The sequence below is a fragment of the Agrococcus carbonis genome, from assembly GCF_900104705.1.
Taxonomy (GTDB): domain Bacteria; phylum Actinomycetota; class Actinomycetes; order Actinomycetales; family Microbacteriaceae; genus Agrococcus; species Agrococcus carbonis.
Window position 1 is genome coordinate 1,932,660 of sequence record NZ_LT629734.1, and the last position, 23,107, is coordinate 1,955,766.

A 23,107-nucleotide genomic window follows, 5' to 3' on the forward strand; every position below is an offset into this window, starting at 1 on the left:
GGCCCGCATCCACCGAACTCAACGCATCCATCCACCCATCGGAGGAACCCTGTGGCACAGGACGTGCTCACCGACCTGAACAAGGTCCGCAACATCGGCATCATGGCGCACATCGATGCCGGCAAGACCACCACGACCGAGCGCATCCTGTTCTACACGGGCGTCAACCACAAGATGGGCGAGACGCACGACGGCGGCGCGACCACCGACTGGATGGAGCAGGAGCAGGAGCGCGGCATCACGATCACGTCCGCCGCCGTGACGTGCTTCTGGGACAAGAACCAGATCAACATCATCGACACCCCCGGTCACGTCGACTTCACGGTCGAGGTCGAGCGCTCGCTCCGCGTGCTCGACGGCGCGGTCGCCGTCTTCGACGGCAAGGAGGGCGTCGAGCCCCAGTCCGAGACGGTGTGGCGCCAGGCCGACAAGTACGACGTGCCGCGCATCTGCTTCGTCAACAAGATGGACAAGCTGGGCGCCGACTTCTACTTCACGGTCGACACCATCATCAACCGCCTGGGCGCCCGCCCGCTCGTCATCCAGCTGCCGATCGGTGCGGAGAGCGAGTTCGAGGGCATCGTCGACCTCGTCGAGATGAACGCGAAGACCTGGCGCGGCGACGCCAAGGGCGACGTGAAGATGGGCGCCGAGTACGCGATCGAGGAGATCCCGGCCGACCTCAAGGAGAAGGCCGAGGAGTACCGCGCGGCCCTCATCGAGACGGTCGCCGAGGCCGACGACGCGCTCATGGAGAAGTACTTCGAGGGCGAGGAGCTCACGGTCGCCGAGATCAAGGCCGCCATCCGCAAGATGACGGTGAACTCGGAGATCTACCCCGTCCTGTGCGGCTCGGCCTTCAAGAACCGCGGCGTGCAGCCCATGCTCGACGCCGTCGTCGACTACCTCCCCAGCCCCCTCGACGTGCCGGCCATCCCGGGCCACGACGTCAAGGATGAGGAGATCGTCGTGGAGCGCCACGCCGACCGCGACGAGCCCTTCGCGGCGCTCGCGTTCAAGGTCGCCGTGCACCCGTTCTTCGGCCGCCTCACCTACGTGCGCGTCTACTCGGGCCACGTCGACTCGGGCGCCGCCGTGACGAACTCGTCGAAGAGCAAGAAGGAGCGCATCGGGAAGATCTTCCAGATGCACGCCAACAAGGAGAACCCGGTCGAGTCGATGACCGCGGGCCACATCTACGCGGTGATCGGCCTCAAGGACACGACGACGGGCGACACGCTCGCCGACCCGGCGAACCCGGTCGTGCTCGAGTCGATGACGTTCCCCGAGCCCGTCATCGAGGTCGCCATCGAGCCCAAGACGAAGGCCGACCAGGAGAAGCTCTCGACCGCGATCCAGAAGCTCGCGGAGGAGGACCCGACCTTCCGGACCGAGAACAACCCGGAGACGGGCCAGACGGTCATCAAGGGCATGGGCGAGCTGCACCTCGACATCCTCGTCGACCGCATGAAGCGCGAGTTCAAGGTCGAGGCGAACGTCGGCAAGCCGCAGGTGGCCTATCGCGAGACGATCCGCGGCACCATCGAGAAGTACGACTACACCCACAAGAAGCAGACCGGTGGCTCCGGTCAGTTCGCGAAGGTGCAGATCAAGCTCGAGCCGATGGAGGTCTCGGGCGAGGAGACCTACGAGTTCGTGAACGCCGTCACCGGCGGGCGCGTGCCTCGCGAGTACATCCCCTCGGTCGACGCGGGCATCCAGGACGCCATGCAGGTCGGTGTGCTCGCCGGCTACCCGACGGTCGGCGTCAAGGCGACGCTGCTCGACGGTGCGGCGCACGACGTCGACTCGTCGGAGATGGCGTTCAAGATCGCCGGCTCGATGGCGTACAAGGAGGCTGCCCGCAAGGCGCAGCCGGTGCTGCTCGAGCCGCTCATGGCGGTCGAGGTGCGCACGCCCGAGGAGTACATGGGCGACGTCATCGGCGACCTCAACTCGCGTCGCGGGCAGATCCAGTCGATGGACGACGCCCAGGGCGTGAAGGTCGTCAAGGCCCTCGTGCCGCTGTCGGAGATGTTCGGCTACGTCGGCGACCTGCGGTCGAAGACCTCGGGCCGGGCCGTCTACTCGATGGAGTTCTCGACCTACGCCGAGGTGCCGAAGGCCGTCTCGGACGAGATCGTCCAGAAGAGCAAGGGCGAGTGATCCGCCGGGGCGGCCAGGACGGCGCCCCGGCCACCGCCGGGCCACGGTTTTTCGTAGACTCCGTGGCCGAAGTACGATAGATCAACACCACCCCGAAGGATCGCCGCGGACGCGGCGGTGCACTCATGAGAACAGTCCTAGGAGGACACAGTGGCTAAGGCCAAGTTCGAGCGGACCAAGCCGCACGTCAACATCGGAACGATCGGTCACGTCGACCACGGCAAGACGACGCTCTCGGCAGCGATCTCGAAGGTCCTGGCTGACAAGTACCCGTCGGCGACCAACGTGCAGCGCGACTTCGCGACGATCGACTCGGCTCCTGAGGAGCGCCAGCGCGGCATCACGATCAACATCTCGCACATCGAGTACGAGACGCCGAAGCGCCACTACGCGCACGTCGACGCCCCGGGTCACGCCGACTACATCAAGAACATGATCACGGGTGCGGCCCAGATGGACGGCGCGATCCTCGTGGTCGCGGCCACCGACGGCCCCATGGCGCAGACGCGCGAGCACGTGCTGCTCGCCAAGCAGGTCGGCGTGCCCTACCTGATGGTCGCGCTCAACAAGTCGGACATGGTCGACGACGAGGAGATCCTCGAGCTCGTCGAGCTCGAGGTCCGCGAGCTGCTCTCGAGCCAGGACTTCGACGGCGACAACGCCCCGGTCATCCGCGTCTCGGCGCTCAAGGCGCTCGAGGGCGAGGAGAAGTGGGTCGACGCGATCCTCGAGCTCATGCAGGCCGCTGACGACAACATCCCGGACCCGGTCCGCGACCGCGACAAGCCGTTCCTCATGCCGATCGAGGACGTCTTCACGATCACCGGCCGTGGCACGGTCGTCACGGGTCGCGCCGAGCGCGGCACGCTCGCGATCAACTCCGAGGTCGAGATCGTCGGCATCCGCCCGACGCAGAAGACCACGGTCACGGGCATCGAGATGTTCCACAAGCAGCTCGACGAGGCCTGGGCCGGCGAGAACTGCGGTCTCCTGCTCCGCGGCACGAAGCGCGAGGACGTCGAGCGCGGCCAGGTCGTCGTGAAGCCGGGCTCGGTCACGCCGCACACGAACTTCGAGGGCACGGCGTACATCCTCGCCAAGGATGAGGGCGGCCGCCACAACCCGTTCTTCACGAACTACCGCCCGCAGTTCTACTTCCGCACCACCGACGTCACCGGCGTCATCTCGCTGCCCGAGGGCACCGAGATGGTCATGCCCGGCGACACCACCGACATGTCGGTCGAGCTGATCCAGCCGATCGCCATGGAGGAGGGCCTCGGCTTCGCCATCCGCGAGGGTGGCCGCACGGTCGGCGCCGGCACGGTCACGAAGATCATCAAGTAGTCCTCTCGACTGCCAGGAAGGGCCCCGCTCCGGCGGGGCCCTTTCGCGTGCCCGGTGCGGCTGGACGTCCCGCACCGCCCGGGGGAGGATGAGGCCATGGCCGCGCAGAAGACCCTGCCCACCGACGCGTCCGTCGAGGCGTTCCTCGACGCCGCGCAGCCCGCCAGGCGCGTCGAGGAGGGGCATCGCCTCGCCGCGCTCATGCGCGAGGAGACGGGCGAGGAGCCGGTCATGTGGGGGCCGTCGATGGTGGGCTTCGGCAGCTACCGCTACGTCTCGCCGTCGAGGACGTCGCGCACCGAGGGGGAGTGGCCGAAGGTCGCGTTCTCGCCGCGGAAGGCCGCGATCTCGCTCTACGGGCTGAAGGACCTGCCGGAGGGCGCGGCGCTGCTGCCCGGCCTCGGCGAGTACACCGAGGGCGCGGGCTGCGTCTACGTCAAGCGCCTCGACGCGATCGACGAAGCGGTGCTGCGGCGGCTCGTGCGCATCGCGCACGGCAGGCAGGACGACCCGCCCCGGCGCTGAGCCGGCGCTCGGCGGGCCGGCCTGCCCTAGCCTGGGGGCGTGATGCACGACGACCCCGCTCCCGCTCGTGGCTGACGCCGTCGGCGTCGCCGGCGCCGTGCTGCTGCTGATCGGCGGCGCGTTCAGCCTCGTCGTGTGGCCGGCGTTCCTCCGGCGGGTCGCGCGCGACGACCGCGCGCGCGATGCCGACGGGCGCCCGACCCGCTTCCTCACCGTGCACGTGACCCTCGTCGCGATCGCGCTCGTCATCGCCATCGCGCAGGTCGCCGTCGGCATCTGGTGGCTCGCGGCGTGAGCCGCGCACCGCTCGCCCGCGCTCAGGGGTGGCACAGCCGCGCGCGATGGGATTGGGTGACAGGCGCGGGCGACCGTCGCTCGCGAGCGACAGGAGGTGCACGATGACCGGAGCCGACGACATCGCGGATGCGGGCATGCAGGCGTTCGACGACGAGCACCGGCTGGTGGAGCGGCCGGGGGAGCGCCCCGACTGGGAGGCGCGCGAGGAGGCGGAGGCTGCGGGCGAGCAGCTGGATGCGGACGACGACGCCGTGCCGCCGGGCGCGCAGTCGCCGGCGAACGAGCCGCTCGGCTCGGACCTCGGCGGCGAGGACGCCTTCGGCGCCGGCGCGACGGACTCCGACCTCTCGGGCGGCAACTGGGCCGACGCCGACGACGCGGGCGCGAGCGACACGGGCATCGCCCCGCCGCCCGGCGGCGCGAGCGGCTCGGACGACCCGTTCGACGGCGCGGGCGGTGCCGCGTGAGCGGCGACGCCGGCCGCGCGGAGGAGCCGGGCATGACGATCGACCCGACGGCGCCCGGCGCGCCCGAGGCACCGGGTGCACCCGGGGCGCCCGACGTGCCGATGCTGCCCGATGTGCCGGGCATCCCGACCGACCCGACGGCGCCCGATCCCGGGCGTCCTGAGCCGATGGAGCCGACCGCGCCGCCCGAGCCGACCGAGCCGGAGCCGGAGACGGCGCCGGAGGAGGGCGGGTGGATCCGCTGACGTCGCGCGCCCGCGTGACGTCCTGCGGCCCCGCGTGACGCGCCGAGACGCGGTGTGACTTCCCGTGACGCGGCGGGCTTCCGGGCCCGCCGCGTCACTTCGTACCGTGTGGATCCCCGACCCGAGGAGATCCGCATGACCACCACCACCGCATCCGCCGCCGCCATCACCGCCGCCGAGCGCGCCGCCCGCCTCGAGGGCGCCGAGCAGGCCTGGGGCGAGCGCCTCGCCGCCGACGAAGGAGCCGCGCGGCTCGTCTTCGCGGCCTCCGGCGCGGCAGAGGGCGCCGTCGCGACGCGCATCCGCGCCGGCCGCCACGAGTGGCTCATCGACGAGCCGGCCGGCCTCGCCGGCGACGATGCGGGCACGAGCCCGGTGGAGGCCGCGCTCGGCGCGCTGCTCGCGTGCCAGACCGTCGTCTACCGGCTGTACGCGCAGCGGCTCGGCCTCTCGATCGACCGGCTCGAGCTGCGCGCGGAGGGCGAGCTCGACGTGCGCGGCCTCTTCGGCGCCGACGACGTGCGCGCGGGCTTCGCCGGCGTCGAGGTCGTCATCGACATCGACGGGCCCGACGCGCGCGAGGACTACGAGCGGCTGCGAGCCGTCGTCGACGCGCACTGCCCGGTGCACGACCTGTTCTCGAACCCGACGCCGGTGACGACCCGCCTGGCGGGCTGAGGCGCGGTTCCTGAATCCCGCCCCGTTGCCCGGCGCGCCGCCGCATGCTTCGCTGTCAGCAGGGCGGCGGCGCGCCGCCCGCGACGCACAGGAGGTGGGACCCATGGCCAACTACGAGCTGCCCGAGCAGGACCGCCGAGAGGACGACGAGGCACCGGACATCGTGGTGCCGGGCGAGGACGTCGACGGCAGCGCCGACTTCGTCGGCGACGTGACCGGCCGCTCCTACGACGAGCAGGCCGACCGCGCGCAGGCCGTCATCGACCGCGCGCACGACCTCGACAAGCCCGAGCTCGAGCCCGACGACGCATCCGTCGCCGCGCAGGCGGCGTCGTCGACGCCGGGCCCCGACGCGGACGACCGCCCCGTCTAGCCGCCGGCGAGGCGGATCGCGGCGGTCACCCGCCGAGGCGCCGCGTGAGCTCGGCGGCGGCTGCCGCGCACTGCGCGCCGAGCTCGGCCCAGCGCTCCGGCTCGATCGCCGCGAGCCGGAACGTGAGGCCGACCGCGGCTGACGGATAGCCCGCCGCGTCGCGCGCCGCGGCGGCGACCGAGCCGTAGGCGGCGTCGACCTCGCCCTCCTCGGTCGCCCAGCCGCGCCGCCGCACCGCGGAGAGCAGGCGGGTGAGCGCCGCGCGGGTGCCCGGCCGCTCGCCCGCGAGGTCGCGGTCGTGGGGGATGATCGCGCGCACCTGGTCGTCGCCGAGCGCCGCGAGCATCGCGCGGCCCGTCGCGGTGCGCACCGCGGGCAGCCGCACGCCGACGCGCGAGACCGTCGCGGGGGAGCGCGGCCCCTCGCCTCGGCCGGCGTACGCGACGTCGCTGCCGGCGAGCACCGCGAGGTGGCTCGTGACCGGCACGGGCGCCGTGCGCACGAGCCCGTCGAGCAGCGGCTGCGCGAGCCGCTCGAGCCGCGTCGCCGCGGCCACGCGCGAGCCCAGCTGCTGCACGCGCGCGCTCGCGCCCCACGCCCCGAGCTCGGGGTAGTGCACGAGGAAGCCCTCGTCGCGCATGACCTGCAGCAGCTGGTACGCGCTCGAGCGCGGCAGCGCGAGCTCGCGCGCGATCGTCGCCGCGCGCACGGGCCCCGGCTGCTCGGCCAGCAGCGCGAGCACCCGCAGCGCGCTCCGCGCGGCGGGCATCCGCGGCGTCCCCATCGATCGCCTCCGCATCGCTCCCAGTGAGTCTGAGATCTCAGACAGCAGTATGCCGCGAGCGGATGCGCCGGGTCGCCCCGGGCGCTGGAATGGCGGCATGGCAGTGGTCATCGGAGACGCCCCCCTCACGCGGCACGACGTCGTGCAGGTCGCACGCTTCGACGCGCCCGTCGCGCTGAGCGGGGCAGCGCTGGAGCGCATCGACGACGCGCGCGCGGTCATCGACGGGCTCGCCGCCGACGTGCGCCCGCACTACGGCATCTCGACGGGCTTCGGCGCGCTCGCGAACACCGCGATCGCCCCCGGCGACCGCACGCGGCTGCAGCAGTCGCTCATCCGCTCGCACGCGGCCTCGAGCGGCGCCGAGGTCGAGCGCGAGGTGGTGCGCGGGCTCATGCTCCTGCGGCTCCAGACCCTCGCGACGGGCCGCACGGGCATCCGCCGCGCGACCGCCGAGCTCTACGCGGGCATGCTGAACGCCGGCATCACCCCCGTCGTCGGGGAGTACGGCTCGCTCGGCTGCTCGGGCGACCTCGCACCGCTCTCGCACGTCGCGCTCGCGGCGATGGGCGAGGGCACGGTGCGGCTGGGCCGCGCGGGCGACGCCGACGGCGAGGCGATGGATGCGGCCGTCGCTCTCGAGCGCGCGGGCCTCGCTCCCGTCGTGCTCGCCGAGAAGGAGGGCCTCGCGCTCGTCAACGGCACCGACGGCATGCTCGCGATGCTGTGCCTCGCGCTCGCGGACCTCGACAAGCTGCTCGACACCGCCGACCTCGCCGCCGCGATGAGCGTCGAGGGGCTGCTCGGCACCGACGCGCCGTTCGCCCCCGAGCTCATGGCGCTGCGCCCCCACCCCGGCCAGGCGACGAGCGCCGCGCAGATCGCGGCCCTTCTCGCCGGCAGCCCCATCGTCGCGAGCCACAAGGGCCCCGAGGACACGCGCGTGCAGGACGCCTACTCGCTGCGCTGCGCACCGCAGGTGCACGGCGCCGCCCGCGACACCGCCGCCCATGCGGCGCGGGTCGCCGAGCTCGAGCTCGCAAGCGCGATCGACAACCCCGTCGTGCTCGCCGACGGCCGCGTGGTGTCGAACGGCAACTTCCACGGCGCGCCCGTCGCGGCCGTGCTCGACTTCCTCGCCATCTCGATCGCCGACGTCGCCTCGATGAGCGAGCGGCGCAGCGACCGCTTCCTCGACCCCGCGCGCTCCTACGGGCTGCCGCCGTTCCTCGCCGACGACCCCGGCGTCGACTCGGGCCTCATGATCGCGCAGTACACGCAGGCCGGCATCGTGAGCGAGCTCAAGCGCCTCGCGGTGCCCGCCTCGGTCGACTCGATCCCCTCGAGCGCGATGCAGGAGGACCACGTCTCGATGGGGTGGGGCGCCGCGCGCAAGCTCCGGCGCGCGGTCGACGGCCTCGGGCGCGTGCTCGCGATCGAGATCATGACCGCCGCGCGCGGCATCGAGCTGCGCGACGACGCTCCCGGCCCCCGCACCGGCCGCGTCGTCGAGGCGCTGCGCGAGCGCGTGCCGGGCAGCGGGCCCGACCGGTTCCTCGCCCGCGACATCGAGGCATCCGTCGCCTTCGCCGTCGGCGGCGGGGCGCTCATCGCAGCCGATCTGCGCGAGCGAGCCGAGGCGTGGATGCCCCGGCGCAGCGACACGTACACCGCCGAGACGACGATGTTCGGCGCACGAGGAGGAGACGCATGATGGAAGGCGCACGCCCCGTCCGCGCAGCGCGCGGACCCGAGCTCACCGCGAAGGGCTGGCAGCAGGAGGCGGCCCTGCGCATGCTCATGAACAACCTCGACCCCGAGGTCGCCGAGCACCCCGACGAGCTCGTCGTCTACGGCGGCACGGGCAGGGCCGCCCGCGACTGGGCGAGCTTCGACGCGATCGTGCGCGAGCTCACCCGGCTCGAGGACGACGAGACGCTGCTCGTGCAGTCGGGCCGCCCCGTCGGCGTCATGCGCACGCACGCGTGGGCGCCGCGCGTGCTCATCGCCAACTCCAACCTCGTCGGCGACTGGGCGACGTGGCCCGAGTTCCGCCGACTCGAGGCCGCCGGGCTCACGATGTACGGCCAGATGACGGCCGGCAGCTGGATCTACATCGGCACGCAGGGCATCCTGCAGGGCACGTTCGAGACCTTCGCGGCCGTCGCGCGGAAGCTCGGCCGCGAGAGCCTCGCCGGCACCATCACGCTCACCGCGGGCCTCGGCGGCATGGGCGGCGCCCAGCCGCTCGCCGTGACGATGAACGACGGCGTCGCCATCTGCGTCGAGGTCGACCGCAGCCGCATCCAGCGCCGCATCGAGCACCGCTACCTCGACGTCGAGGCCGACGACGCGGCGGATGCGCTCGCGCGCGCCGTCGAGGCCCGGGACGCCGGGCGCCCCCTCTCGATCGGCCTGCACGCGAACGCCGCCGATGTGGTGCCGGCGCTGCTCGCGCAGGGCGCGCCGATCGACATCGTCACCGACCAGACGAGCGCCCACGACCCGCTCGCGTACCTGCCGAGCGGCATCGCGTTCGACGACTGGCACGCCGAGCGCGAGCGCGACCCCGAGGGCTTCACGGAGCGCTCGCGCGCGTCGATGGCGCGCCACGTCGAGGCGATGGTCGGCTTCCAGCGCGCCGGCGCCGAGGTGTTCGACTACGGCAACTCGATCCGCGCCGAGGCCCAGCTCGGCGGCTTCGACGACGCGTTCGCGTTCCCCGGCTTCGTGCCCGCGTACATCCGCCCGCTCTTCTGCGAGGGCAAGGGCCCGTTCCGCTGGGCGGCGCTCTCGGGCGACCCGGAGGACATCCGCCGCACCGACGAGGCGATCCTCGAGCTCTTCCCCGACGACGCGCACCTGCGCCGCTGGATCCGCATGGCGCAGGAGCGCGTGCAGTTCCAGGGCCTCCCCGCCCGCATCTGCTGGCTCGGCGCCGGCGAGCGGCACCGCGCCGGCCTGCGCTTCAACGAGATGGTCGCCGACGGCACGCTCTCGGCGCCCGTCGTGATCGGCCGCGACCACCTCGACTCGGGCTCCGTCGCGAGCCCCTACCGCGAGACCGAGGCGATGCGCGACGGCTCCGACGCGATCGCCGACTGGCCGCTGCTCAACGCCCTCGTCAACACCGCCTCCGGCGCGAGCTGGGTCTCGCTCCACCACGGCGGCGGCGTCGGCATCGGCCGCTCGATCCACGCGGGCCAGGTCACCGTCGCCGACGGCACCGAGCTCGCCGCCGAGAAGCTCGAGCGCGTGCTGACGAACGACCCCGAGATGGGCGTCATCCGCCACGTCGACGCCGGCTACGACGAGGCGGCCGCCTACGCGGCGGCCCACGGCGTGCGCGTGCCCATGCGGGACGCGGGATGAGCACGCTCGTCACCGGCATCGGCGAGCTCACCACGAACGACGAGGCGCGCGGCGGCACCACGGGGCGGATGCGGGATGCGGCCGTCGTGCTCGAGGGCGACGCCATCGCGTGGGTCGGTGCCGCATCCGACGCCCCCGCGGCCGACGAGCGCGTCGACGTCGGCGGCCGCGCGGTGCTGCCGGGCTGGGTGGACAGCCACACGCACCTCGTCTTCGCCGGCGACCGCACCGCCGAGTTCGAGGCGCGCATGGCGGGCGAGCCCTACGCCGCGGGCGGCATCGCCACGACCGTCGCCGCGACCCGGGCGGCGAGCGACGACGCGCTCGCGGCCAACCTCGACCGGCTCGCCGACGAGCTGCTGCGCGGCGGCACGACGGCGTTCGAGACGAAGACCGGCTACGGCCTCACCGTCGACGACGAGCTGCGCAGCGCCCGCATCGCCGGCACCCGGGCGGATGCGGTGACGTACCTGGGCGCGCACCTCGTGCCGGAGGGAGCGGACGCCGACGCGTACGTCGACCTCGTCGTCGGCGACATGCTCGAGGCGGTCGTGCCGCACGTCGACGCGATCGACGTCTTCTGCGAGCGCGGCGCGTTCGACGAGGCGCAGTCGAGACGGGTGCTCGAGGCGGGCCGTGCCCGAGGCCTCGCGCTGCGGGTGCACGGCAACCAGCTCGGCCCCGGCCCCGGCGTGCGCCTCGCGGTCGAGCTCGGAGCCGCGAGCGTCGACCACGTCGCGTTCCTCGACGACGACGAGGTGCGGATGCTCGCCGACACCTGGCAGGGGGGCACCGGCACGGTCGCCACGGTGCTGCCGGCGTGCGACCTCTCGACCCGGATGCCGCTCGCGCCAGCGCGGCGGCTCGTCGACGCCGGCGCGGTGGTGGCGATCGCGACGAACTGCAACCCGGGCACGAGCTACACGACCTCGATGGCCTTCTGCGTCGCGACCGCGGTGCTGCAGATGGGGCTCACGGTCGAGGAGGCGGTGCGCGCGGCGACGCTCGGCGGCGCCGTGGCGCTGGGCCTCGACGGCGCGAAGCCCGCGGGCGGCGGGCCGGATGCGAGCGGCGCCGGCCGGGCCCGCCTGCCGGTGGGCCGCATCCGCCCGGGCGCCCGCGCCGACCTGCAGGTGCTCGACGCGCCCTCGATCACGCACCTCGCCTACCGCCCCGGGGTGCCGCTCACGAGCGCCGTGTGGCGGGCGGGCGCGCGCGTCGTGTGAGCCGGAACCGGCCCTGGTGCGTCGGGGGAGCGCAGCACTAGCCTCGCCGCATGACGGTGACGATGCGGGGCCTGTCCACGGTGGTGCCGGCGACGGAGCTCTCGCAGCCCGCCGTCGCCGAGGTGTTCGCGGCGCAGCCGGGGCTCTCGCGGCTCTCGCAGCGCATCGTCACCACGTCGTTCGGCGAGGCCTCCGGCATCGAGCGCCGCTACACGGTGATCGACGAGCTCACCCTCGACGGCGACGCGCCGGCCGAGCCGGAGTTCTTCGACCGCGCGAGCGGTGCGCTGCTCGATCCGGGCACCCGGCTGCGCAACGACCGCTACGAGGCGCACGCGAGCCGCCTCTACGTCGAGGCGGGCCGCGCCGCGCTCGATGCCGTCGACGGGCTCGACGCGGCGGACGTGACGCACGTCGTCACCGTCTCGTGCACCGGGTTCTACGCGCCGGGCCCGGACTTCGTGCTCGCGCGCGATCTCGGGCTGCCGGCCGGCGTGCAGCGCTACCACCTCGGCTTCATGGGCTGCTACGCATCGGTGCCCGCGCTGCGGCTCGCGCGGCAGCTCTGCGAGGCGGATGCGCGGGCCGTGGTGCTCGTCGTGAGCGTCGAGCTGTGCACGCTGCACCTGCGCACCTCGAACGACCCCGACACGATCGTCGCGACGTCGCTCTTCGGCGACGGGGCCGGCGCGGCGCTCGTCACCGCGCGTCCTCCCGCCGACGGCGAGCGCGCGCTGCAGCTCGACGGCTTCGCGACGCGGACGACGCCCCGCGGCGAGGGCGCGATGGCGTGGCGCATCGGCGACCACGGCTTCGAGATGGTGCTGTCGAACGCGGTGCCCTCCCTCATCGGCGAGCACATCACCGGCGCGATCGCGCCGCTGCTCGAGCCGGAGCCTGTGCTCGCCGCGGCGCTCGCGGACGGCGAGGTGGGCGGCGCCATCGAGCACTGGGCGATCCACCCGGGCGGCCGCAGCATCCTCGACCGCGTCGAGTCGACCCTCGCGCTCTCCGAGCCGCAGCTCGCCCCGGCGCGCGAGACGCTGCGCGACTACGGCAACATGTCGAGCGCGACCGTGCTGTTCGTGCTGCAGCGCATCCTCCGCGACACCGCGGCGGCCGACGGCGACCGCGTCGCGGCGATGGCGTTCGGGCCGGGCCTCACGGTCGAGTCGGCGCTGCTCACCGTGCGGGGCTGACGCGTGCGCCTGCCCGGGCTGCGGGAGCGCGACGCGCATGCGCGGGAGGCGATGGACGACCCCGCGTGCGATCCCGCGGTGCTCGAGCGCACCTACGAGCGCTTCGAGCTCGTGAACGCCGTCGTGTCGGGGCGCCGAGCGCTCTACCGCCGCTGGATCCGGCCCCGGCTGCGCGCCGGCGACGCCGTGCGCCTGCTCGACATCGGCACGGGCGGCGCCGACCTGCCGCGACGGCTGCTGCGCTGGGCGGCTCGGGAGCCCGGCCGCCTCGAGGTCGTCGCGCTCGACCCCGACCCGCGCGCCATCGCCTACGCCCGCAGCCTGCCCCCGATGCCCGGCCTCTCGCTCGTGCAGGCGACCACGCGCGAGCTCGTCGCCGCCGGCGAGCGCTTCGACGTCGTCGTCTCGGGCCACGTGCTGCACCACCTGACGCCGCGCGAGCTCGGTGCGATCCTCGTCGACTCCGAACGGCTCACGGCGCCCGGCGGCGTCGCGGTGCATGGCGACATCGCGCGGTCGCCGCTCGCCTACGGCGCGTTCGCGCTCGCGACCCTGCCGCTCGAGGGCACGCTCCTGCGCGGCTCGCTCATCCGGCCGGACGGGCTCGTGTCGATCCGCCGCAGCCACACCGCGTCCGAGCTCGCGGCCGCCGCACCGCAGGGGTGGCACGTGCGCCGCGGCATCCCGTGGCGGCTCGAGCTCGTGCGGCTGGCACCATGAGCCCGCGCCACGACGTCGCGGTCGTCGGCGGCGGCGCCGTGGGCGTGCTGCTCGCGTGCCTCCTCGCCCAGCGCGGGGCCGACGTCGTCGTGCTCGAGCGCCGCACGGCGGAGCCCACAGGCGCGCGGGCGATCGGCATCCATCCGCCCGGGCTCGCCGCCCTCGACGCCGTCGGCATCGGCGAGGCCGTGCGGCGCGAGGCGATCCCGATCCGCCGCGGCATCGCCCTCAGCGGCGCCCGCGAGCTGGCCCGCATGCGCTTCGCCCCGCAGCCGATCCTCGCCCTGCCGCAGCACCGCACCGAGGCGCTCCTGCGGCGGCGCCTCGCGGCGCTCGCGCCCGACGCCCTGCGCGAGGGGGCCGAGGTGACGGGCCTCGCCGAGCGCCCCGGATCCGTCGTCCTCGAGCTCGCCGACGGCGTGGTCGAGGCCGCGTGGGCGGTCGGCGCCGACGGCGTGCGCAGCAGGGTGCGCGCGCTGCTCGGCATCGGCTGGCAGCCGCGCCCCGGCACTGCGGGCTACGCGATGGCGGATGCGCCGGACGACGCGGTGCACGGCGGTGGCGGCGTCGCAGACGCGGCCGCGCTGCACCTCGAGCCCGACGGCATCGTCGAGGCGTTCCCCATGCCGGGCGGCCTGCGCCGCTGGGTCGTGCGCCTCGACGAGCCCGTCGCGCAGATGTCGGCGGGCGAGCTGCAGGCGATCCTCGACGCGCGGCTGCGGCAGCCGCCGCGGCTGCCCTCGACCGCGGTGCCGAGCGCCTTCACGGCGCGGCAGCGCCTCGCGTCGGCGCTCGTGCGCGGCAGGGTCGCGCTCGCCGGCGACGCCGCGCACGAGGTGAGCCCCATCGGCGGGCAGGGCATGAGCCTCGGCTGGCTCGACGCGCTCGCGCTCGACCGCGCCCTCTCGCGGCCCGCACCCGGAGACGGCCCGCTGGCCGCCTACGACCGCGACCGCCGCCGCGCCGCGCAGCGCGCGATGCGCCGCGCCGCGTGGAACATGTCGATGGGCGCGCCCGCGCGGGGCCCCGCGCTCGCCCTGCGGCTCGCCGCGGTGCGCGCGCTCGCGCTGCCGCCCGCGCGCTCGGTGCTCGCGCGGGCGTTCACGATGCGCGGGCTCTGAGGCGAGCGCGCGCGGTCACTCGCGCGCGGCGAGGGCCGCGAGCGACTCGAGCACGCCGAGCGCGACGAGCCGCACCGTGCGGCCGTCCGGGGCGTCCGCCGCGGCGTCGACCTCGGTGAAGTCGATCGAGCGCACCGCGGCGTCGGCGACGAGGTGCCGCACGAGCGAGCGCAGCTGCCACGCGCTCATCCCGCCCGGGAGGGAGGCGGGGCACGCGGGCGCGACGGCGCGGTCGCACGCGTCGACGTCGACGTCGAGGTGCACGGGGCCGCCCGCGGCGCCCGCGACGCGCAGCGCCTCGAACGCCACCTGGCGCACGCCCCGCGACTCGAGCTCGTCGCGCGGGAACACGCGCACGCCCGCGTCGCGCGCCCGCTCGGCGTAGTGCCGCGAGTTCGCGAAGTCCTGGATGCCGATCTGCGCGACCCGGCGGCCGTCGAGCCCCGCGTCGAGCAGCCGCTGCACGGGGGAGCCGTTCGAGCGGCCGTCGCGCAGGTCGTGGTGGGCGTCGATCGTGATGAGGCCGGCGCTGCCGAGGTCGTCGCCCCACGCGCCGAGCGCCGCGGGCACGGTCGCGGCGTTGTCGCCGCCGAGCACGATCGTGAGCCGGGCGCGGCGCGCGGCGCGCGCGACGAGCGCGGTCGCCGCGGCCTCGTCGCCGTCGGGGTCGGATGCGTCGCCCGCGTCGGCGACGCGGAGTCCGGCGAGCGGGGCGCCCGGCCCGCTCGCGTGGGGCGAGTAGCGGCGCAGCGCCTCGCGCACGGCGGCCGGCGTCGTGTGCGCCCGGGTGGGGCTCAGCGACGTCGCGTGCGTGCCGACGCCGACGAGCACGGCGTCGAGCGCTCCCTCGTCGCCGAGGGCGGGCCAGTCGCCGGCGCGCGGCCAGCTCGGGTCGTGGGGGAGCGCGGGCGACGGTGCCATGCTGGGACGGTAGCAAGCGCCGTCACGCGCAGCCGACTTCCGCGCCACGACGCGCGAGTCGACGCGACACGCCCGGGTTGCACGGACATCGGGATCCGTGCGAGAATCGTCAGGTTGCAAACGCGGCGGTCACCCCGTCGCTCACTGCCCTGGCAGTGCACAGGTCGCACACGAACCTGGGCCGCGGGCAGCCGACACGAACTTCACCGAAGCCCAGCACGGCGCAGCCGTGCTCGTCTGCGGTGCGCGCCCCTCGCGGGCATTGACAGAAGAACAGCGGTGCACTCGAGAGTGCGTTGCGAGCAGCCGGAACGGCTGCGTCGACAGGAAGAGAGTCAGCCATGGCGGGACAGAAGATCCGCATCCGACTGAAGTCGTACGACCACGAGGTCATCGACTCGTCGGCGCGCAAGATCGTCGACACCGTGACCCGTGCGGGCGCGACGGTGGTGGGCCCGGTGCCGCTGCCGACCGAGAAGAACGTGGTCGTCGTGATCCGTTCGCCTCACAAGTACAAGGACAGCCGCGAGCACTTCGAGAAGCGCACGCACAAGCGACTCATCGACATCATCGACCCGACGCCGAAGGCGGTCGACTCGCTCATGCGCCTCGACCTGCCCGCTGACGTCAACATCGAGATCAAGCTCTAAGGAACGCCATGTCGAAGATCACGACGACTCGCGGCCTGCTCGGCACGAAGCTCGGGATGACCCAGGTCTGGGATGAGCAGAACAAGCTCGTCCCCGTCACGGTGCTCGAGATCACGCCGAACGTGGTCACGCAGATCCGCACACCTGAGAAGGACGGCTACTCGGCCATCCAGATCGCCGCCGGCCAGATCGACCCGCGCAAGGTCAACAAGCCCTCGGCCGGCCACTTCGACGCCGCAGGCGTCACCCCGCGCCGCCACCTCGCAGAGGTCCGCACCGACAACGCCGCGGAGTACGAGCTCGGCCAGGAGCTGGCGATCGACCTGTTCGCCGCCGGCCAGAAGATCGACGTCGTCGGCACGTCCAAGGGCAAGGGCTTCGCCGGCGTCATGAAGCGCCACAACTTCGCGGGCGTCTCCGCGTCGCACGGTGCGCACCGCAACCACCGCAAGCCCGGCTCGATCGGCGCCTCGGCCACGCCCAGCCGCGTCTTCCGCGGCAAGCGCATGCCGGGCCGCATGGGCAGCGACCGCGTGTCGGTGCTCAACCTCACGGTCCACTCGATCGACGTCGAGCAGGGCCTGATGCTCGTCAAGGGCGCCGTCCCCGGCGCTCGCGGCCGTCTCGTGTACGTCCGCAACGCTGTGAAGGGAGCCTGAGCATGACCACCCAGGTCGCCATCGTCGACGCCGAGGGCAAGCAGGCCGGCTCGGTCGAGCTGCCCGCGAGCATCTTCGACGTCCAGACGAACGTTCCGCTGATCCACCAGGTCGTCGTCGCGCAGCTCGCTGCCGCCCGCCAGGGCACGCACGCCGTCAAGGGCCGCGGCGAGGTCTCCGGCTCCGGTGCGAAGCCGTTCAAGCAGAAGGGCACCGGCCGCGCCCGCCAGGGCTCGGTCCGCATGCCGCAGCACCGCGGCGGCGGCATCGTCCACGGCCCCGTGCCGCGCGACTACGCCCAGCGCACCCCCAAGAAGATGATCGCCGCCGCGCTCCGCGGCGCGCTCTCCGACCGCGCTCGCGGCGGCCGCCTGCACCTCGTCGAGTCGTTCGCGGGGGAGACCCCCAAGACCCGCGCCGTCGTCGAGATGCTCGGCGCGCTCGGCGTGGCGAAGAACGTGCTCGTCGTGCTCGACCGCTCCGAGGAGATCGCGTTCCTGTCGGTGCGCAACCTCCCCGAGGTGCACGTGCTCGCGTGGGACCAGCTCAACGCCTACGACGTGCTCGTGAGCGATGACGTCGTCTTCTCGAAGACCGCCTACGAGGCGTTCGTCGCCGCGAAGTCGGGCGCGCCCGCCGTCGTCTCCGACGAGGCCCCCGCGGGCGAGGAGGCCGTCGAGGTCGAGACCGCTGAGGAGGCGCCGGCCGCTGCCGCGGCCGACTTCGGCCCCGACTCGCACGCCGCGCTCGCCGACGGCTCGGCGCCCGAGGGCTTCGAGATCAAGGGCAACGCCAACTCCATGAAGTTCCACCGCCCCGACGGCCGCTGGTACGAGCAGACCGAGGCCGAGGTGTGGTTCCGCACCGCGGAGGCCGCCGAGGCCGCAGGCTTCACCGAGGCCGGCAAGGCCTCGAAGGCTGACAAGGCAGACAAGGACAACTGATGAGCGGCTACAACAAGGACCCTCGCGACATCATCATCCGACCGATCGTGTCGGAGAAGAGCTACGCGCTCATCGACATGGGCAGCTACACCTTCGAGGTCGACCCCCGCGCCTCGAAGACCGAGATCAAGCTCGCGATCGAGAAGATCTTCGGCGTCAAGGTGGAGCGCGTCAACACCCTCAACCGCGTCGGCAAGACGCGCCGCACCCGCTTCGGCATGGGCAAGCGCAAGGACACCAAGCGCGCCATCGTGAAGCTGAAGTCCGGCTCGATCGACATCTTCACGGCTGTCGGCTGAGGACGGAAGGAACCAGAGCATGGCTATTCGCAAGTACAAGCCGACGACCCCGGGTCGTCGTGGCTCATCCGTCGCGGACTTCGCTGAGATCACCCGGTCGACGCCCGAGAAGTCGCTGCTGAAGCCGCTGCCCAAGACGGGTGGCCGCAACAACACCGGTCGCATCACCACCCGCCACATCGGCGGCGGTCACAAGCGCCAGTACCGCGTCATCGACTTCAAGCGCAACGACAAGGACGGCATCAACGCCCGCGTCGCGCACATCGAGTACGACCCGAACCGCACGGCGCGCATCGCGCTGCTGCACTTCGAGGACGGCACGAAGCGCTACATCCTGGCCCCGAACAAGCTCAAGCAGGGCGACGTCGTGGAGTCGGGTGCCGGCGCCGACATCAAGCCGGGCAACAACCTCCCGATGCGCAACATCCCCACCGGCACGGTGATCCACAACGTGGAGCTCCGTCCCGGCGGCGGGGCCAAGATGGCCCGCTCGGCGGGTGCCTCGGTGCGCCTCGTCGCGAAGGACGGCCCCTACGCGCAGCTCCGCCTGCCGTCGGGCGAGATCCGCAACGTCGACGCGCGCTGCCGCGCGACGATCGGCGAGGTCGGCAATGCCGAGCAGTCGAACATCAACTGGGGCAAGGCCGGCCGCAAGCGCTGGCTGGGCGTGCGCCCGACGGTCCGCGGTGTCGCGATGAACCCGGTCGACCACCCGCACGGTGGTGGCGAGGGCAAGACGAGCGGTGGCCGCCACCCCGTCAGCCCGTGGGGTCAGGCAGAGGGTCGCACCCGCCGCCCCAACAAGCCGAGCGACAAGCTCATCGTCCGTCGCCGTTCGACCGGCAAGAAGAAGCGCTAGTAGGAGAGTCCGATGCCCCGCAGCCTCAAGAAGGGTCCGTTCGTCGACGACCACCTCCTCACCAAGGTGGTTCGCCAGAACGAGGCCGGCAGCAAGAACGTCATCAAGACGTGGTCGCGCCGCTCGATGATCGTCCCGGCCATGCTCGGCCACACGATCGCCGTGCACGACGGCCGCAAGCACATCCCGGTCTTCGTCACCGAGACGATGGTCGGCCACAAGCTGGGCGAGTTCGCGCCCACCCGCACCTTCCGCGGTCACGTGAAGGACGACAAGAAGGGCCGTCGCCGCTAAGCGGCGACGGGAGAAGGAGAAGGCAATGGTTGAGTCGATCGCTCGCGTTCGTCACATCCGCGTGACCCCTCAGAAGGCCCGCCGCGTCGTCGACATGATCCGCGGCAAGCAGGCCGAGGAGGCCCTCGCGATCCTGAAGTTCGCCCCGCAGGGCGCCTCGGAGCCGGTCTACAAGCTCGTCGCCTCGGCGATGGCGAACGCCCGGGTCAAGGCCGACGCGACGAACGAGTTCCTCGACGAGCAGGACCTCTACGTGTCCCGCGCATTCGTCGACGAGGGCACCACGCTCAAGCGGTTCCAGCCGCGTGCACAGGGTCGCGCGTTCCGCATCAACAAGCGGACGAGCCACATCACCGTCGTGCTCGCGACGCCGACCACGGAGGACGAGAAGTAATGGGACAGAAGGTCAACCCGTACGGCTTCCGCCTCGGCATCACCACCGACCACGTGTCGCGCTGGTTCGCCGAGTCGACCAAGCCGGGGCAGCGCTACGCCGACTACGTCGCCGAGGACGTCCGCATCCGCAAGATGCTGACGACGAGCCTCGACCGCGCTGGCGTCGCCCGCATCGAGATCGAGCGCACCCGCGACCGCGTTCGCGTCGACATCCACACCGCCCGCCCGGGCATCGTGATCGGCCGCCGCGGCGCCGAGGCCGAGCGCATCCGCGCCGACCTCGAGAAGCTCACCGGCAAGCAGATCCAGCTGAACATCCTCGAGGTCAAGAACCCCGAGGGCTCGGCCCAGCTCGTCGCGCAGGGCATCGCGGAGCAGCTGAGCGCCCGCGTGGCGTTCCGCCGCGCGATGCGCAAGGGTCTCCAGTCGGCGCAGCGCGCCGGCGCCAAGGGCGTCAAGATCCGCGTGTCGGGCCGTCTCGGCGGTGCCGAGATGAGCCGCAGCGAGTCGTACCGCGAGGGCCGTGTGCCGCTGCACACGCTGCGCTCGAACATCGACTACGGCTTCTACGAGGCCCGCACCACCTTCGGCCGCATCGGCGTGAAGGTCTGGATCTACAACGGTGAGCTCACCAACCGCGAGCTGGCTCGCGAGCAGGCGAACCAGAAGCCGCAGCGCGAGCGTCGGGGACCCCGTCGCGACGCCGCTCCGGCCGCAGCAGGAGCAGAGGCGTAAATCATGCTTATCCCCCGTCGAGTCAAGCACCGCAAGCAGCACCACCCGTCGCGTCGCGGCCAGGCAACTGGCGGCACGCAGGTGTCGTTCGGCGAGTTCGGCATCCAGGCGCTCACGCCTGCGTACGTCACGAACCGCCAGATCGAGGCCGCACGTATCGCCATGACGCGCCACATCAAGCGCGGCGGCAAGGTGTGGATCAACATCTACCCCGACCGTCCGCTCACGAAGAAGCCCGCCGAGACCCGCATGGGCTCCGGCAAGGGCTCGCCCGAGTGGTGGGTCGCCAACGTCAAGCCGGGCCGCGTCCTGTTCGAGGTCGCCGGCGTCAACGAGGAGCTCGCGCGCGAGGCCATGCTGCGAGCCATCCACAAGCTGCCGCTCAAGGCACGCATCATCAAGCGCGAGGAGGCTGACGCATAATGGCGATCGGTTCCAAGGAGCTCATGCCCGCCGAGCTCGCCACCATGGACGACGAGCGTCTCGTCGTCGAGCTGAAGCGGGCCAAGGAGGAGCTGTTCAACCTGCGCTTCCAGTCGGCCACCGGCCAGCTGGAGTCGCACGGCCGCCTGCGTGCCGTCAAGCGCGACATCGCGCGGCTCTACACCGTGATCCGCGAGCGCGAGCTCGGCATCAGCGCCTCGCCGGCGCCGGTCGAGAAGGCCGCGGACAAGAAGAAGTCGAAGAAGGCCGACGAGGCCCCGGCGTCTGACGACCAGAAGGCTGAGGACAACTGATGGCTACCACCGAGCAGAACCAGGGCGACGCCCTGCAGCGCGGCTACCGCAAGTCCCGCATCGGCTACGTCGTCTCCGACAAGATGGAGAAGACCGTCGTCGTCGAGGTCGAGGACCGCGTCAAGCACCCCCTCTACGGCAAGGTGCTGCGCAAGAGCTCGAAGGTCAAGGCGCACGACGAGCAGAACGCCGCCGGCATCGGCGACCGCGTGCTCATCGCCGAGACCCGTCCGATGAGCGCCACGAAGCGCTGGCGCATCGTCGAGATCCTCGAGAAGGCCAAGTAGGCCTGAGGCTCGAGAAGGAGACAGAACAGTGATCCAGCAGGAATCCCGCCTCAAGGTCGCCGACAACACCGGCGCCAAGGAGCTCCTGACCATCCGCGTGCTCGGCGGCTCCGGCCGTCGGTACGCAGGCCTCGGCGACACCATCGTGGCAACGGTCAAGGACGCCATCCCCGGCGGCAACGTCAAGAAGGGCGATGTGGTCAAGGCCGTCATCGTCCGCACCGTGAAGTCGACGCGCCGCGCCGACGGCTCGTACATCAAGTTCGACGAGAACGCAGCGGTCATCCTGAAGACGGACGGCGACCCCCGCGGCACCCGCATCTTCGGGCCCGTCGGTCGCGAGCTCCGCGACAAGCGCTTCATGAAGATCGTCTCGCTCGCACCGGAGGTGATCTGACCCATGGCCAGCATCAAGAAGGGCGACCTCGTCCAGGTGATCGCCGGCGCGCGCCAGTCGCGCGGCGGTGACCGCGGCAAGACGGGTCGCGTGATCGAGGTCCTGCCCGAGCAGAACCGCGTGATCGTCGAGGGCATCAACCTCGTGACCAAGCACATCAAGGTCGGCCAGACCGGCCGCGGCACCCGCACGGGCGGCATCGAGACCCACGAGGCCCCGATCCACGTGTCGAACGTCGCGCTCGTCGACCCCGAGACCAAGAAGCCCACCCGCGTGCGCAGCGAGGTGAAGACCGTCGAGAAGAACGGCGCGTCCATCCCGCAGAAGATCCGCGTCGCGACGAAGTCGGGCAAGGAGATCAAGAGCAATGACTGACACCGCTGTGCGCCTGCCCCGCCTCAAGCAGCAGTACCGCGCGACGATCGTGAAGCAGCTCCAGGAGGAGTTCGGCTTCTCGAACGTCATGCAGGTGCCGGGCCTCACCAAGATCGTCGTGAACACGGGCGTCGGCGACGCCGCACGCGACTCGAAGGTGATCGACGGCGCGATCCGCGACCTCACCCTCATCACGGGCCAGAAGCCGAAGGTGACCGCCGCTCGCAAGTCGATCGCGCAGTTCAAGCTGCGCGACGGCATGCCGATCGGTGCGCACGTGACGCTCCGCGGCGACCGCATGTGGGAGTTCCTCGACCGCCTGCTGACGCTCGCGCTGCCCCGCATCCGCGACTTCCGCGGCCTGAGCCCCGACCAGTTCGACGGCAACGGCAACTACACGTTCGGCCTCACGGAGCAGTCGGTGTTCCACGAGATCGACCAGGACAAGATCGACCGCGTCCGCGGCTTCGACATCACCGTCGTCACGACGGCGAAGTCGGACGACGAGGGTCGCGCGCTGCTCAAGGCGCTCGGCTTCCCCTTCAAGTCCTGATCCCATCGGCGCCGCCGGCGCCGAGCTGACGTCAAGGTCGCAGTCCGCGGAACGGGCTGCGAAACCAGAACGGAGACACCCCATGACGATGACCGATCCGGTCGCCGACATGCTGACGCGTCTGCGCAACGCCAACACGGCGATGCACGACGAGGTCACGCTGCCGTCGTCGAACCTCAAGGCGAGCATCGCCGAGATCCTCGAGCGCGAGGGCTTCATCTCGGCGTGGAAGGTCGAGGACGCCCGCGTCGGCAAGACGCTGACCCTCAGCCTCAAGTACGGCCCGAACCGCGAGCGCGCGCTCGCCGGCCTGAAGCGGGTCTCGAAGCCCGGTCTGCGCGTCTACGCGCGATCGACCGAGATCCCCCAGGTGCACGGCGGCCTCGGCGTCGCCATCCTGTCCACGAGCTCGGGGCTCCTCACGGACCGTGAGGCCGAGCAGAAGGGCGTCGGCGGGGAAGTCCTCGCCTACGTGTGGTGAGCT

The 23,107-nt window shown here is 72.4% G+C and carries 31 protein-coding genes; 29 read left to right on the forward strand and 2 right to left on the reverse strand.

Annotated features, from left to right (window positions below; all coding sequences use genetic code 11):
• The first annotated feature begins 51 nt into the window (after positions 1–51).
• From fusA to BLT67_RS09325, 8 genes are all read left to right on the forward strand, one after another.
• Positions 52–2,166: an elongation factor G gene (gene fusA, locus BLT67_RS09290; RefSeq protein WP_092666755.1), complete on the forward strand. Its 2,115-nt coding sequence runs from the start codon at positions 52–54 to the stop codon at positions 2,164–2,166.
• Between the two features lie 150 nt (positions 2,167–2,316).
• A complete protein-coding gene (gene tuf, locus BLT67_RS09295) occupies positions 2,317–3,510 on the forward strand; it encodes an elongation factor Tu (protein ID WP_092666756.1) in 1,194 nt (397 codons plus the stop codon).
• Between the two features lie 96 nt (positions 3,511–3,606).
• Entirely contained in the window at positions 3,607–4,035 is a 429-nt protein-coding gene (locus tag BLT67_RS09300) for a DUF1801 domain-containing protein (protein WP_092666757.1), read from the forward strand.
• A gap of 67 nt (positions 4,036–4,102) precedes the next feature.
• Complete coding sequence (locus tag BLT67_RS09305; protein WP_092666758.1) at positions 4,103–4,330, forward strand: SCO4848 family membrane protein; 228 nt, start codon at positions 4,103–4,105, stop codon at positions 4,328–4,330.
• 103 nt (positions 4,331–4,433) lie between these two features.
• Positions 4,434–4,799, forward strand: a complete 366-nt coding sequence (locus tag BLT67_RS09310; protein WP_092666759.1) for a hypothetical protein — start codon at positions 4,434–4,436, stop codon at positions 4,797–4,799.
• Positions 4,800–4,831: 32 nt separating this feature from the next.
• Positions 4,832–5,044, forward strand: coding sequence for a hypothetical protein (locus tag BLT67_RS09315; RefSeq protein WP_092666760.1), 213 nt, complete (start codon positions 4,832–4,834; stop codon positions 5,042–5,044).
• Between the two features lie 135 nt (positions 5,045–5,179).
• Entirely contained in the window at positions 5,180–5,722 is a 543-nt protein-coding gene (locus tag BLT67_RS09320; RefSeq protein WP_092666761.1) for an OsmC family protein, read from the forward strand.
• Positions 5,723–5,825: 103 nt separating this feature from the next.
• Complete coding sequence (locus tag BLT67_RS09325) at positions 5,826–6,095, forward strand: hypothetical protein (protein ID WP_092666762.1); 270 nt, start codon at positions 5,826–5,828, stop codon at positions 6,093–6,095.
• 25 nt (positions 6,096–6,120) lie between these two features.
• Here the strand turns inward: BLT67_RS09325 and BLT67_RS09330 are convergent, their stop codons facing one another.
• Positions 6,121–6,879, reverse strand: a complete 759-nt coding sequence (locus BLT67_RS09330) for an IclR family transcriptional regulator (protein ID WP_092666763.1) — start codon at positions 6,877–6,879, stop codon at positions 6,121–6,123.
• Positions 6,880–6,976: 97 nt separating this feature from the next.
• On the opposite strand from BLT67_RS09330, the gene hutH reads away from it, so the two are divergent.
• From hutH to BLT67_RS09360, 6 genes are read left to right on the forward strand one after another with little or no spacing between them, the layout of a single operon-like run.
• The gene (hutH, locus tag BLT67_RS09335) at positions 6,977–8,593 is read left to right on the forward strand and encodes a histidine ammonia-lyase (RefSeq protein WP_092666764.1); all 1,617 of its coding nucleotides are present in this window, start codon (positions 6,977–6,979) and stop codon (positions 8,591–8,593) included.
• Positions 8,593–10,251 (forward strand): urocanate hydratase, encoded by a 1,659-nt coding sequence (hutU, locus tag BLT67_RS09340; RefSeq protein WP_092666765.1) that lies wholly within the window; start codon positions 8,593–8,595, stop codon positions 10,249–10,251. The genes hutH and hutU overlap by 1 nt, the downstream gene beginning before the upstream one ends.
• Positions 10,248–11,477, forward strand: a complete 1,230-nt coding sequence (hutI, locus tag BLT67_RS09345) for an imidazolonepropionase (protein WP_092666766.1) — start codon at positions 10,248–10,250, stop codon at positions 11,475–11,477. The genes hutU and hutI overlap by 4 nt, the downstream gene beginning before the upstream one ends.
• Positions 11,478–11,527: 50 nt before the next feature.
• Positions 11,528–12,676, forward strand: coding sequence for a type III polyketide synthase (locus BLT67_RS09350; RefSeq protein ID WP_092666767.1), 1,149 nt, complete (start codon positions 11,528–11,530; stop codon positions 12,674–12,676).
• Positions 12,677–12,679: 3 nt separating this feature from the next.
• A complete protein-coding gene (locus BLT67_RS09355; RefSeq protein ID WP_231945460.1) occupies positions 12,680–13,396 on the forward strand; it encodes a methyltransferase domain-containing protein in 717 nt (238 codons plus the stop codon).
• Positions 13,393–14,517 (forward strand): FAD-dependent oxidoreductase, encoded by a 1,125-nt coding sequence (locus BLT67_RS09360; protein ID WP_092666768.1) that lies wholly within the window; start codon positions 13,393–13,395, stop codon positions 14,515–14,517. The genes BLT67_RS09355 and BLT67_RS09360 overlap by 4 nt, the downstream gene beginning before the upstream one ends.
• A gap of 15 nt (positions 14,518–14,532) precedes the next feature.
• Here the strand turns inward: BLT67_RS09360 and BLT67_RS09365 are convergent, their stop codons facing one another.
• Entirely contained in the window at positions 14,533–15,438 is a 906-nt protein-coding gene (locus BLT67_RS09365) for an arginase family protein (protein WP_092666769.1), read from the reverse strand.
• 341 nt (positions 15,439–15,779) lie between these two features.
• Here BLT67_RS09365 and rpsJ point away from each other — a divergent pair, with 341 nt between their 5' ends.
• The 15 genes from rpsJ (at position 15,780) to rpsH (ending at position 23,104) form a co-directional block, all read left to right on the forward strand.
• A complete protein-coding gene (gene rpsJ, locus BLT67_RS09370; protein ID WP_021010896.1) occupies positions 15,780–16,088 on the forward strand; it encodes a 30S ribosomal protein S10 in 309 nt (102 codons plus the stop codon).
• A gap of 8 nt (positions 16,089–16,096) precedes the next feature.
• Positions 16,097–16,747: a 50S ribosomal protein L3 gene (gene rplC / locus BLT67_RS09375; RefSeq protein WP_092666770.1), complete on the forward strand. Its 651-nt coding sequence runs from the start codon at positions 16,097–16,099 to the stop codon at positions 16,745–16,747.
• 2 nt (positions 16,748–16,749) lie between these two features.
• Positions 16,750–17,691: a 50S ribosomal protein L4, sunset domain variant gene (gene rplD, locus BLT67_RS09380; RefSeq protein ID WP_092666771.1), complete on the forward strand. Its 942-nt coding sequence runs from the start codon at positions 16,750–16,752 to the stop codon at positions 17,689–17,691.
• Positions 17,691–17,990: a 50S ribosomal protein L23 gene (gene rplW / locus BLT67_RS09385; protein ID WP_092666772.1), complete on the forward strand. Its 300-nt coding sequence runs from the start codon at positions 17,691–17,693 to the stop codon at positions 17,988–17,990. Before rplD ends, rplW begins: the two co-directional genes overlap by 1 nt.
• A 19-nt stretch (positions 17,991–18,009) precedes the next feature.
• Complete coding sequence (rplB, locus tag BLT67_RS09390; RefSeq protein WP_092666773.1) at positions 18,010–18,849, forward strand: 50S ribosomal protein L2; 840 nt, start codon at positions 18,010–18,012, stop codon at positions 18,847–18,849.
• Positions 18,850–18,861: 12 nt separating this feature from the next.
• Entirely contained in the window at positions 18,862–19,143 is a 282-nt protein-coding gene (gene rpsS / locus BLT67_RS09395) for a 30S ribosomal protein S19 (RefSeq protein ID WP_021010891.1), read from the forward strand.
• 25 nt (positions 19,144–19,168) lie between these two features.
• The gene (gene rplV / locus BLT67_RS09400; protein WP_092666774.1) at positions 19,169–19,537 is read left to right on the forward strand and encodes a 50S ribosomal protein L22; all 369 of its coding nucleotides are present in this window, start codon (positions 19,169–19,171) and stop codon (positions 19,535–19,537) included.
• Positions 19,537–20,274 (forward strand): 30S ribosomal protein S3, encoded by a 738-nt coding sequence (gene rpsC, locus BLT67_RS09405; RefSeq protein ID WP_092666775.1) that lies wholly within the window; start codon positions 19,537–19,539, stop codon positions 20,272–20,274. Before rplV ends, rpsC begins: the two co-directional genes overlap by 1 nt.
• Before the next feature lie 3 nt (positions 20,275–20,277).
• On the forward strand, positions 20,278–20,697 hold the full coding sequence (gene rplP, locus BLT67_RS09410) for a 50S ribosomal protein L16 (RefSeq protein WP_092666776.1): 420 nt from the start codon (positions 20,278–20,280) through the stop codon (positions 20,695–20,697).
• Entirely contained in the window at positions 20,697–21,011 is a 315-nt protein-coding gene (gene rpmC, locus BLT67_RS09415) for a 50S ribosomal protein L29 (protein ID WP_092666777.1), read from the forward strand. Before rplP ends, rpmC begins: the two co-directional genes overlap by 1 nt.
• Positions 21,011–21,298 (forward strand): 30S ribosomal protein S17, encoded by a 288-nt coding sequence (gene rpsQ, locus BLT67_RS09420; protein WP_092666778.1) that lies wholly within the window; start codon positions 21,011–21,013, stop codon positions 21,296–21,298. The genes rpmC and rpsQ overlap by 1 nt, the downstream gene beginning before the upstream one ends.
• Positions 21,299–21,326: 28 nt before the next feature.
• Positions 21,327–21,695 carry a 50S ribosomal protein L14 gene (gene rplN / locus BLT67_RS09425; RefSeq protein WP_092666779.1) on the forward strand — a complete coding sequence of 123 codons (369 nt, stop codon included), beginning with the start codon at positions 21,327–21,329 and terminating at the stop codon, positions 21,693–21,695.
• A 3-nt stretch (positions 21,696–21,698) separates the two neighbouring features.
• Positions 21,699–22,070 (forward strand): 50S ribosomal protein L24, encoded by a 372-nt coding sequence (gene rplX / locus BLT67_RS09430; RefSeq protein ID WP_092666780.1) that lies wholly within the window; start codon positions 21,699–21,701, stop codon positions 22,068–22,070.
• Positions 22,063–22,623, forward strand: a complete 561-nt coding sequence (rplE, locus tag BLT67_RS09435) for a 50S ribosomal protein L5 (RefSeq protein WP_092666781.1) — start codon at positions 22,063–22,065, stop codon at positions 22,621–22,623. Before rplX ends, rplE begins: the two co-directional genes overlap by 8 nt.
• Positions 22,624–22,705: 82 nt before the next feature.
• Positions 22,706–23,104: a 30S ribosomal protein S8 gene (rpsH, locus tag BLT67_RS09440; protein ID WP_092666782.1), complete on the forward strand. Its 399-nt coding sequence runs from the start codon at positions 22,706–22,708 to the stop codon at positions 23,102–23,104.
• Positions 23,105–23,107: the final 3 nt, after the last annotated feature.

Excerpts from the sequence above, each read along its gene's own strand:
- BLT67_RS09315 (WP_092666760.1), top strand. The coding sequence starts at position 4,832 with ATGACGATCGACCCGACGGCGCCCGGCGCGCCCGAGGCACCGGGTGCA.
- rplX (WP_092666780.1), top strand. The coding sequence starts at position 21,699 with ATGGCCAGCATCAAGAAGGGCGACCTCGTCCAGGTGATCGCCGGCGCG.
- rplE (WP_092666781.1), top strand. The coding sequence starts at position 22,063 with ATGACTGACACCGCTGTGCGCCTGCCCCGCCTCAAGCAGCAGTACCGC.
- rpsS (WP_021010891.1), top strand. The coding sequence starts at position 18,862 with ATGCCCCGCAGCCTCAAGAAGGGTCCGTTCGTCGACGACCACCTCCTC.
- rplP (WP_092666776.1), top strand. The coding sequence starts at position 20,278 with ATGCTTATCCCCCGTCGAGTCAAGCACCGCAAGCAGCACCACCCGTCG.
- rplB (WP_092666773.1), top strand. The coding sequence starts at position 18,010 with ATGGCTATTCGCAAGTACAAGCCGACGACCCCGGGTCGTCGTGGCTCA.
- rpsJ (WP_021010896.1), top strand. The coding sequence starts at position 15,780 with ATGGCGGGACAGAAGATCCGCATCCGACTGAAGTCGTACGACCACGAG.
- rplC (WP_092666770.1), top strand. The coding sequence starts at position 16,097 with ATGTCGAAGATCACGACGACTCGCGGCCTGCTCGGCACGAAGCTCGGG.
- BLT67_RS09350 (WP_092666767.1), top strand. The coding sequence starts at position 11,528 with ATGACGGTGACGATGCGGGGCCTGTCCACGGTGGTGCCGGCGACGGAG.
- rplV (WP_092666774.1), top strand. The coding sequence starts at position 19,169 with ATGGTTGAGTCGATCGCTCGCGTTCGTCACATCCGCGTGACCCCTCAG.
- hutH (WP_092666764.1), top strand. The coding sequence starts at position 6,977 with ATGGCAGTGGTCATCGGAGACGCCCCCCTCACGCGGCACGACGTCGTG.
- rplD (WP_092666771.1), top strand. The coding sequence starts at position 16,750 with ATGACCACCCAGGTCGCCATCGTCGACGCCGAGGGCAAGCAGGCCGGC.
- rpmC (WP_092666777.1), top strand. The coding sequence starts at position 20,697 with ATGGCGATCGGTTCCAAGGAGCTCATGCCCGCCGAGCTCGCCACCATG.
- BLT67_RS09320 (WP_092666761.1), top strand. The coding sequence starts at position 5,180 with ATGACCACCACCACCGCATCCGCCGCCGCCATCACCGCCGCCGAGCGC.
- rplW (WP_092666772.1), top strand. The coding sequence starts at position 17,691 with ATGAGCGGCTACAACAAGGACCCTCGCGACATCATCATCCGACCGATC.
- BLT67_RS09360 (WP_092666768.1), top strand. The coding sequence starts at position 13,393 with ATGAGCCCGCGCCACGACGTCGCGGTCGTCGGCGGCGGCGCCGTGGGC.
- rpsC (WP_092666775.1), top strand. The coding sequence starts at position 19,537 with ATGGGACAGAAGGTCAACCCGTACGGCTTCCGCCTCGGCATCACCACC.
- rpsQ (WP_092666778.1), top strand. The coding sequence starts at position 21,011 with ATGGCTACCACCGAGCAGAACCAGGGCGACGCCCTGCAGCGCGGCTAC.
- BLT67_RS09310 (WP_092666759.1), top strand. The coding sequence starts at position 4,434 with ATGACCGGAGCCGACGACATCGCGGATGCGGGCATGCAGGCGTTCGAC.
- BLT67_RS09330 (WP_092666763.1), bottom strand. The coding sequence starts at position 6,879 with ATGGGGACGCCGCGGATGCCCGCCGCGCGGAGCGCGCTGCGGGTGCTC.
- BLT67_RS09325 (WP_092666762.1), top strand. The coding sequence starts at position 5,826 with ATGGCCAACTACGAGCTGCCCGAGCAGGACCGCCGAGAGGACGACGAG.
- BLT67_RS09300 (WP_092666757.1), top strand. The coding sequence starts at position 3,607 with ATGGCCGCGCAGAAGACCCTGCCCACCGACGCGTCCGTCGAGGCGTTC.
- hutU (WP_092666765.1), top strand. The coding sequence starts at position 8,593 with ATGGAAGGCGCACGCCCCGTCCGCGCAGCGCGCGGACCCGAGCTCACC.
- hutI (WP_092666766.1), top strand. The coding sequence starts at position 10,248 with ATGAGCACGCTCGTCACCGGCATCGGCGAGCTCACCACGAACGACGAG.
- rpsH (WP_092666782.1), top strand. The coding sequence starts at position 22,706 with ATGACGATGACCGATCCGGTCGCCGACATGCTGACGCGTCTGCGCAAC.
- BLT67_RS09365 (WP_092666769.1), bottom strand. The coding sequence starts at position 15,438 with ATGGCACCGTCGCCCGCGCTCCCCCACGACCCGAGCTGGCCGCGCGCC.